The sequence below is a fragment of the Bizionia saleffrena genome, assembly GCF_008086175.1.
Lineage (GTDB): Bacteria > Bacteroidota > Bacteroidia > Flavobacteriales > Flavobacteriaceae > Bizionia > Bizionia saleffrena.
The window spans coordinates 38,648-48,371 of record NZ_VSKM01000018.1 but is presented as its reverse complement, the minus strand read 5'-3'; the positions used below and the strand labels follow the sequence as shown (position 1 = coordinate 48,371).

The following is a 9,724-nucleotide window of genomic DNA, read 5'->3' as shown; positions in this document are numbered from 1 at the left end:
AAAACAGCGTTTCCACAATTATCAGCTTCATCAGAAACATCACCAGTTACTGATAAGTCGGTAATATCTTGATCACATTCTAAAGTCACTTCAGTTGGAACCGTAAAGGTTGGAGCCGTTGTGTCTTTAATGATTATAGTTTGTGTTTGTATAGTTCCATTTCCACACGTATCTGTTAAAAGCCATGATCTAATGAAAGATGATTCGTTAGCACAAGATCCAGCAGTTACTGGTCCATCAGTGTGCGTTGCTTCTAAACCAGTGTTAGCACAATTATCTGCTTCGTCTGTTACATCACCAGTTAATGTTAAGTCTGTAACATCTTGGTCACATTCTATAGTTACTTTAGGAGGTGCTGTAAATGTAGGAGCAATAGTGTCTTCTATAATGATTGTTTGAGTTTGAGTATTTATATTACCACAAGCATCCGTTACTGTCCAAGTTCTAATAAAGGAGTATTCGTTAGCACAAAATCCTGTGGTTACTGCTCCGTCTGTATACGTTGCTTCAAGTGTTCCAGTATCACAATTATCAGCTTCGTCAGTGACATCTCCAGTTACTGTTAAGTCTGTAACATCTTCATCACATTCTAAAGTTACTGTTGCAGGAACCGTGAAGGTTGGAGCCGTCGTGTCTTTTATATGTATTGTTTGTGATACATTCGTTTCATTCCCACAAGCGTCAGTAGCAGTCCAGTTTTTTGTAATTGAATATTCACCTTCGCAATCTCCAGCTGTTGTTACATCCTCGAATGTTAAAATCACTCGTAAATCGCAATTGTCAGCTCCTTTCGGTTCGGCCCACACAGGAACAGTATCACACTCTATTGTAGTTTCCCCAGGTAGAGCAGTTATTGTTGGAGGAGTAGTATCATTAATTAAAATAGTTTGAGTAGCATTTGCTGTAGAACCACAGTCGTCAGTTATTTTAAATGTTCTAGTTACAGTGATAGGACAAGATCCAGAAGCAGAATCTTGATAAGTTATACTTGCCACATTCTCTTCAGTAAAAACACCGCCTTCAGCAGTAAACTGTGCTTCAGTAATCGAATTTGGTGTTCCATTATATGATAAATCGGTTAAATTACCATTAGTAATATCGCTTGTAGAACACCCTTCAACAGTAATGCTTTCTGGTGCAGTAAGAACAGGAGCAATAGTATCATTTACTAAGATATCAAAGTTTGCAGTTGCAGAGCAACTAGAATCTAAATCATTTACAGTAACTATATAATTACCCGCCGATAAATTAGAAATATCTTGAGTTGTTGAATTCGCTGTATCCTCCCAAGAATAGGTGTAGTTACCAGAACCGCCAGAAACATTAATATCAATAGCTCCATTACTCGTGTTATTACAAGAGTTGGGCGTGTTTGTAATCAAGGTTATGGTGATTTTATCGTAGACTTTTACCACGATTGGAACTCTATTCGGGCTCATACAACTAGCATCGATACCTTCGGCAACATAATAAGTTGTTGTTCCGGGTGTCTCTGTATTAGGTGAAATCGATGATTGCCCATAAGTATTAGGGTTATTATCTGTATAATATAATAGTATATAGTCTGGATTAGAGGGGGTAGCCGTTAAAGGAATGGCAGTCTCGTCTTCACAATACTCAACATCTGTTGCTGTTGGAACCGATATAACTTCTTCTACATTAATTGTGAATTGGTAATAACACGTTGTCGATCCTGGGGGGATAGCATAATAAGTTCCTGATTGTGGAGGGAACGAATTAGAGCTGTTATATTGAATTGTATTGTTTGTTAAGGGGTATTCGTTATAAAATTGTGTTCCTGCCGGAAATTGAGGGGCAACCTCTATTACAGAAATAGGTGTAGAACCAATGTTACAGTAGTAAAAATCTTGAACAGCCGTGTAACTGCCACAATTCTCATTAACAAATTGTGTCGAGTTAATAGGTATTACGGTTGGAGTAGGTATAGGCTCTCCTAAACAATCTCCAGAGGTTTGATACCCTTGTATTAATGGTTGATTAAAAGTAGTTTGAGAGGTTTCTCCAATACCACTTATAGAACCTGTTAACGATACATTAGTACCACAATTAGCATTTACTAAAAGCGCACAATCTGTAGTTGCTACTAAATCAAAAGATAGGTAAGCTAAAACATCACCTGGATTATTGGGTAATGGTAAATCTCCAATTTCCCATACAATGGAACCTGTTGGCCCTAAAGTAATATCAAAGTATGGAGCAGGTACCGTGTTTAAATTTAAGGGAGGGTGAACAGTATAACTAATACTTCCAGCCTGATAGGTAGAAGTATAAGGAATAGGCAGCGTAATTACCGTATTGTTTGTGGTTTCCGTACCGTTATTTGTAATTTCTAAACCATATTGTACACCATCACCCGGTATTACTTCTAAGGGCACAGGATTTGGAGCATCATTTACTGTATTTGCAGTTAAAACACCATTAGTTTCTGGCACGTAAGCGTCCACAGAAAAAGTGACGTTATAAATTATATAAGTATCTCTGGTTGAGCCATATTTAAAACTTGCCGAAGTTTGGTTATTTGCAATTATATTATTGTTTGTATTATCAACATTAAACATACTAATATCCATACCAGTATTGTTTAAAAGATTAGGATTCCTAGTGTTGCCTCCGGTATAAATAGTAGAATTAAAGAAATTACCTGATGAGTTTTCAGGGTGATTTAAACTTACCCAATTATTACTTGTGTTTTTAATTTGAAAATAGTCTCCAGAAATATTTCTATCTCCTTCACCGGCCATCATTCCTAATTTAAAATTAACATCACCATTTTGAACGGCTTTAAATCCTGAGATACCAAAAGTATAATCAGCAACAGTGCTTCCTCTTACATAAGCATACCCATCAAAAACGGTAATATCTCGCCAATTCATTTCAGAATTTTCATAGACCACAACCATTCCCCAACCTCCGTAGTATCCTGTTCCTCCACCGTTTCCTTGAGAGGTTGCAATATCTGCGACAAAATACTCTCCAAGACCGCCGGCTTTAACAGGATCTGTTACTTCTATATAACCTGCAAACATATTGTTATCACCGGGATATTGAATATCATTTGCATTAGCCTCTAAGGTTGTATAAGACGACTGACCAGGAGTTTTAAATTTAACAGTTCTCCTCTCTAAGTTAGTATAATTGTTAGTATTTCTACCCGTCCAATACAAACCCGCATAAATAATGTTAGAACACTCAGGATTCGCACCATTTTCATCTGACAAGTTTAACGTTGCTGAAGATGAGTTGTCCGTAGAGTTATCATTATCAACATCAACATATTTCATTATATTGTTGTTACCAGTATTATCACCGTATGAACTTAATGTAAGGTTCGTGTTCCCTATCATAGTGAAATCACCACGAACATTATAGATCGTTTTTCCAAGAGAATAAATAGAAACTCTTGGGGTAAAGTTTTTTCTTACTTGGCCAAAAGAGTTTCCTACAAAAAAGAGTCCTATACAGAAAGCTATTAAAAAGCGAAAATTATTAAGAGTAAAATTTTTCATAGTTAGTACTATTATTAAGAAGGGATTTCTATTTTAATATATTGCAATATTACGTTAGAAAAACAGTTCGGTTTTGATAATTTTTTTTGGGTATCTAGTTTTGTTTCAATAATGTAAAACACATACTTTAGTGATTTAAACGCAGAAAGTTTAGAACAATCTATACGATCTAAATCGAAGTCTAAATCGGTTACTTTTATTAATAGCATTTCAATGGATTCAGAAAATCGAAACGGTTTATTTAAACGTGATAAATCAGCACTATTTATATATAATTTTTTAATGCCGTTTTCAGCGTTTAAAAAGTGAATTTGGTTGTCTTCAAAATAAGAGATACCAGATTTTTGATCCCCATAAAGTCTTAAAACAGGTTCCAATTTATTCTTAGAAACATAGGCTTTACTATTTAAGTTGGATTCTTTTAATACGACTGGTGTTTGCGCATAGCTGTTGTATGTTACATTTAAAACAAGTAAAAGAAGGAGTACTTTTTTCATATCCTGAAATTTTATTTTTATTACTTAGATTTAGCTGATTATCAATGTAAAAAATAATTTCATATTAAATTAACTACTTTTATTTCGTAAATTAATTGTAATACAACTCAGATTTCACTGTGAAAGGTGGGTAAATAGGTTAATATATAAGAACAAAATTAGATTTGGGTATTGATAATAATAGCTGGTTACAAAATAAACCTGATTTTCAGCACAAAACAAAAAAATGAGGTAAATCACTTAAATAATCGTTAAAAGCGATTACTTAAGTAAATTAACGATAAAAGTATAAGAAAACACGATGAATAACGTAAAAATTTTAATTTTGATTAGACATTCGAAGTCATTATGGCGGCATAACGTGTCAGATATGCAAAGACCATTAAAAAAACGAGGCATTAACGATGCAAATTTGGTTTCAAACTCTTTAAAGGATGGGGCTTCAACTCCAGATGTCATTTTGTGTAGCCCGTCGAAAAGGACGCAAGAAACAGCACAAATATTTATAGATAATTTAGGGTTTAACATAGTAGATTTTAAACTTATAGATAATCTATACGATTTTTCAGGACATGAAGTTATTGAAGTGATAAAATCATGTGATGATATTTTAAATACAATAATGGTTTTTGGTCATAATAATGCCTTAACTGCTATTGCTAATAATTTTGGAAATGAGTACATTGCCAATGTTCCTACTTCTGGTTTTTTAGAAATACATTTTGAGACTTCTTCTTGGAAAAACCTAACTATGGGCCAGACAAAAAAAATAGTATTTCCAAAACATTTAAAATAATCAAATCAATACAATATATTTGTTACTAAATTCATTTTAATGGTTAAGAAAAATTCTAACAAAATATATATAAATCGCGAATTAAGTTGGTTGCAGTTTAATGCTCGTGTATTACAAGAGGCTTCAGATAAAACAGTGCCTTTAATTGAAAGACTGCGTTTTGTTGGTATTTTTTCGAATAATTTAGACGAATTTTTCAAAGTGCGTTACGCCACTATTAAACGAATAGATGAGGCAGGTAAAGCGGGTAAAAGTGAACTTGGAGGAATTACAGCTTCAGAATTGTTAGAGAAAATTACGCAAACCGTAATTACGCAACAATCTAATAGTCTACGAATTTTAAGCGCCATTCAAAGTCAATTAGAAAAAGAAAATATTTTCATCATAAAAGAAGACAATATTAATGAGGAACAGAAAGCGTTCATAAAACAGTATTACATTCAGAATGTTAGTCCGGCATTGGTAACCATTATTCTTAACGACTCTATAAAGCTTCCAAATTTAAAGGATAGTGCAGCCTATTTAGCGATTAAAATGACGTTAACAGATACTGATTATCAATATGCTCTAATAGAGATTCCTAAAAATATAAATCGTTTTGTCGCGCTACCTAAAATAGGTGACAAAAATTGTATTATAATGATGGACGATTTATTGCGTTATTGCTTAGATGATATCTTTAATATTTTTGATTATACTGCTATTTCGGCACATATGATTAAAATAACAAGAGATGCCGAGCTGGATTTAGAAAGTGATTTGAGTAAAAGTTTTATGGAAAAAATTAGCGATAGCGTTAAGGATAGGCAAGACGCCGAACCTGTGCGTTTTGTTTACGATAAAACAATCGATAAAAGCACTCTTAACTTTTTAATGAATAAAATGGGAATTGATGTGTCTGATAGTATTATTCCTGGAGGACGTTATCACAATCGTAGAGATTATATGGATTTCCCAAGTTTGGGACGTGCAGATTTATTATACGCAGCTATTAAACCATTACCAATTAAGGGATTGAGTTTAGAGACTAGTATTTTTACAGACATCGCAAAACAAGATTATTTACAGTATACACCCTACCAAACATTTGCATATACAGTAAAATTTTTACGAGAAGCCGCTCTAGATCCTAAAGTAAAAAGTATTAAAATTACTATTTATCGATTAGCACAAATTTCTCACGTGGCAAGTTCTTTAATAAATGCGGCTAAAAATGGTAAAAATGTAACCGTTTCTATGGAAATTCAAGCGCGATTTGACGAGCATGCGAATATTGAATATGCCGAGCAAATGCAACGTGAAGGCGTGACACTTTATTTTGGCGTTCAAGGTTTAAAAGTTCATAGTAAAATGTGTATTATAGAACGCGAAGAAGATCATAAAATAAAACGTTATGGCTTTATAAGTACTGGAAATTTTAATGAATCTACCGCCAAAATTTACACTGATTATACTTTGTTTACCTCAAATGATAAAATTTTGAAAGACATTAATAAGGTCTTTAATTTCTTTCAAGTTAATTATCGCATCTATCGATATAAACACATTATTACTTCGCCGCATTATACTAAAAACGCTTTTTTTCATTTAATAGATAATGAAATTGAAAATGTAAAAGCAGGAAAGCCAGCATATATAAGGCTAAAAATGAATAGCATTTCGAGCTATAAAATGATTGATAAGTTATATGAAGCGAGTAATGCAGGAGTAAAAATACAAATGATTGTACGCGGTATTTGCTGCTTGGTTCCAGGGGTTAAAGGGTTGAGCGAGAATATTGAAGCGGTTAGTATCATCGATAAATTTTTAGAGCACACACGACTTTACATTTTTTGTAATAATAACGATCCAAAAATTTATATTTCTTCAGCCGATTGGATGACAAGAAATATCGATAACAGAGTAGAGGTTAGCTGTCCAATTTATCAAGATTCTATAAAGTCTGAGATTATGGACACTTTCGATATTTGTTGGAACGATAACGTTAAAGCAAGAATATTAAACGAGACTCAAGATAATACGTATAAACGAAATAACGCCCCAAAAGTACGCTCACAGTTCGCTACTTACGAATATTTAAAAAACAAGCTTAATTAAAAAATATGCTTTCAATAAAAAAATATGGAGCAATAGATATAGGTTCTAATGCTGTCCGACTTTTAATATCTAACATCATTGAAGAAAAAGGTAAACCTGTGCGTTTTAAAAAGAGCTCTTTAGTGCGAGTTCCTATTCGTCTAGGTAGTGATGTCTTTTTAAATAACAAAATATCTAAGGATAATGTTGTTAGAATGATAGATACAATGCAAGCCTTTAAACTCCTGATGAAATCTCATAAAGTTGAAAAATATAAAGCGTGTGCCACCTCTGCAATGCGTGAGGCATCAAACGGAAAAAAAATAGCGGACTTAATTTTAGAAGAAACCAATATTAATATAGATATTATTGAGGGTGAAGAGGAAGCGGCCATTATTGCAGCAACCGATTTGCACGCCTTTATAGATACGAGTAAAACGTATCTTTATGTGGATGTTGGTGGCGGGAGTTCTGAGTTTAGTATTATTGATAAGGGGGAGAAAATAGTTTCAAAATCGTTTAAAATAGGAACGGTTCGTTTATTAAATGATATCGTTAAAAAAGAAACTTGGGGAGAGCTTGAAAAGTGGATAAAAGAGAAAACTAAAAATATTGATAAAATAGATGTTTTAGGTTCTGGAGGAAATATTAATAAAATTTTTAAGATTTCAGGTAAACCTTTGGGTAAACCGTTAACTTACTTTTATTTAACGTCGTATTACAATATGTTACAAACTTATTCTTACGAAGAAAGAATTACGGAATTAGATCTAAATCAAGATAGAGCAGATGTAATTATTCCAGCAACACGTATCTATTTATCGGCTATGAAATGGAGTGGAGCAAAAGATATTTATGTTCCCAAAATAGGGCTATCAGATGGGATCATAAAAAGTATCTATCACGAGACAGTTTTAAGCCATACAAAGTTAAAATAGTACAGTTCGTCTTAATAGTATTTCTTTTCTTAAAAAATTAATATATATTAGCTTGACCAAAATACAGTTAAATTTATTACAAAAAATACACACCAAAAATTATGAAAAAAACATTACTTTTATTAGCACTAGTTATGTGCTCGTTTTATGGCTTTAGTCAAGATGCTTTATACGGAGTTAGAGCAGGTTTCAATATTTCTAACTTAGATTTCGATCCAGAAGTTCCGGCAGGTGTAGAAAATATGCACAGAAATGGTTTTGCAATTGGATTTTTTGGTGAATTTCCTATTTCTAAAGGATTCTCTATTGCTCCAGAAATTCAATTCTCTGCAGAAGGTGCTAAAGAAGAAGCGTTACGTTTAGACTTTATTCAACTTCCAGTGTTATTAAAATTTAAAGTATCAGATCGTATTGCTTTAGGAGTTGGTCCACAAGCAAGCTTAAAAGCACACGAATACCAAGACGGAATTCAAAACTTATCATTCTCAGGTATTGCAGGGTTCGAATATGCTTTAACGGATGAGTTCTTTTTAGATTTTAGATACTCTTACGGTTTAACTAACATTTTTGATGACGAAGTTGAACTAGAAGCAATAAACACTAATATGCAAATTGGATTTGGAGTAAAATTCTAAGCCAAACCTTAACATAATTAAAAAGCCAATATTTACTGAATGTTGGCTTTTTTATGGGTGCTAAGTTCTAACCGTGAATACTTTGGTGTACGCTTAAATCTTTCATTATTTCAGCTTCAAACGCTAATAAGCTTTGCCATTTTTCATTGACTTCTTCAAGGTCTCCATACTGTCTTGCAAAGCCTAAAAACATAGTATAGTGGTTGGCTTCACTTACCATTAATTTTCTGTAAAATTCAGCCAAATCTTTATCTTCTAATTCTTCCGATAATAATCTAAAGCGTTCACAACTTCTGGCTTCAATTAAAGCAGCATAAAGCAATCTGTGTACTAATTGTGTTGTTCTACTACCTCCTTTCGGGAAAAAGGTGATTAGCTTAGCGACATAGTCGTCTTTGCGATCGCGACCTAAAATCCAGCCGTTTTCTAATAACCTGTCGTGTACCATTTTAAAATGACTAATTTCTTCTTTAACTAAAGCTGTCATTTCCTGAACCAAATCAGAGTATTCTGGAAAACTTACTATTAAAGAAATTGCCGTACTTGCAGCTTTTTGTTCGCAAAAAGCATGATCGGTTAAAATATCTTTAATGTTTTTTTCTACGATGTTTACCCAACGCGGGTCTGTTGGTAATTTAAGTCCTAACATAATTATTATCTGTTTCTTTAATGTAAAATGTATTGTCTTTTTGAAAACGCAAAATATATTTTTTACAGCGTTTGTTGCCAGGTTTACAAAACTCTAGATAGAGTTGTGTAGTGTATAATAAGTCTTCGGGCGATTGAAGCAACTCTATATTCGTTAATATATAATCCGTTAACTGAACGTTAATTTGCTGTTCTAAAAACGTTGTATTGATAACTTCAGAGAATATTATTTTTTCTTTTTGAGTGATATCTATATTAGCATTAAAACGTCTGTAATAGTGCTTTATAGAAAGCGCATCGGCTTTGTAGTACTTTATAATACTTGTCGATAAGTCCATATCCGAATAGTATTTTATTTTTACATTATACCCAGAAGCTAAGATCGTATCGTGTTGTATTTCGGTATATTTTTTTGGTGTGAATTGAATACGTTCAGAAAAAGAATCTAACAATTGGTGTCTTTTTAAAACCTCGCTAGCCGATGCATGCCTGAGATCTTGTCCGTCACAACCCAGAATTAACAAGAGGACAATAGAAACGATAACAGCAAGATGTTTTTTCATTTGAAATACAATTGATGCATTATAAAGATACTAGAATTAACGCA

Annotated in this window: 8 protein-coding genes; 4 read left to right on the top strand and 4 right to left on the bottom strand. The window is 33.1% G+C overall.

Features of this window, described 5'->3' with window-relative positions; all coding sequences use genetic code 11:
- Positions 1-3,527, bottom strand: a 3,527-nt coding sequence (locus tag ES676_RS13630) for a SprB repeat-containing protein (RefSeq protein WP_148370880.1), incomplete at its 3' end; no start/stop codon positions are given.
- A 14-nt stretch (positions 3,528-3,541) separates the two neighbouring features.
- Positions 3,542-4,024: a hypothetical protein gene (locus ES676_RS13625; protein ID WP_148370879.1), complete on the bottom strand. Its 483-nt coding sequence runs from the start codon at positions 4,022-4,024 to the stop codon at positions 3,542-3,544.
- Between the two features lie 301 nt (positions 4,025-4,325).
- Between ES676_RS13625 and ES676_RS13620 the strand changes: the two genes are divergently transcribed.
- The 4 genes from ES676_RS13620 (at position 4,326) to ES676_RS13605 (ending at position 8,469) form a co-directional block, all read left to right on the top strand.
- Positions 4,326-4,820 (top strand): SixA phosphatase family protein, encoded by a 495-nt coding sequence (locus ES676_RS13620; RefSeq protein WP_148370878.1) that lies wholly within the window; start codon positions 4,326-4,328, stop codon positions 4,818-4,820.
- A gap of 39 nt (positions 4,821-4,859) precedes the next feature.
- On the top strand, positions 4,860-6,917 hold the full coding sequence (gene ppk1 / locus ES676_RS13615; RefSeq protein ID WP_148370877.1) for a polyphosphate kinase 1: 2,058 nt from the start codon (positions 4,860-4,862) through the stop codon (positions 6,915-6,917).
- Between the two features lie 5 nt (positions 6,918-6,922).
- Positions 6,923-7,834, top strand: coding sequence for a Ppx/GppA phosphatase family protein (locus ES676_RS13610; protein WP_148370876.1), 912 nt, complete (start codon positions 6,923-6,925; stop codon positions 7,832-7,834).
- Positions 7,835-7,935: 101 nt separating this feature from the next.
- A complete protein-coding gene (locus ES676_RS13605) occupies positions 7,936-8,469 on the top strand; it encodes a porin family protein (RefSeq protein ID WP_148370875.1) in 534 nt (177 codons plus the stop codon).
- A 67-nt stretch (positions 8,470-8,536) separates the two neighbouring features.
- Here ES676_RS13605 and miaE read toward each other — a convergent pair whose 3' ends face one another.
- Both miaE and ES676_RS13595 read right to left on the bottom strand, forming a co-directional pair.
- Positions 8,537-9,118, bottom strand: a complete 582-nt coding sequence (gene miaE, locus ES676_RS13600) for a tRNA-(ms[2]io[6]A)-hydroxylase (RefSeq protein WP_148370874.1) — start codon at positions 9,116-9,118, stop codon at positions 8,537-8,539.
- On the bottom strand, positions 9,105-9,680 hold the full coding sequence (locus tag ES676_RS13595; RefSeq protein WP_148370873.1) for a hypothetical protein: 576 nt from the start codon (positions 9,678-9,680) through the stop codon (positions 9,105-9,107). Before ES676_RS13595 ends, miaE begins: the two co-directional genes overlap by 14 nt.
- Positions 9,681-9,724: the final 44 nt, after the last annotated feature.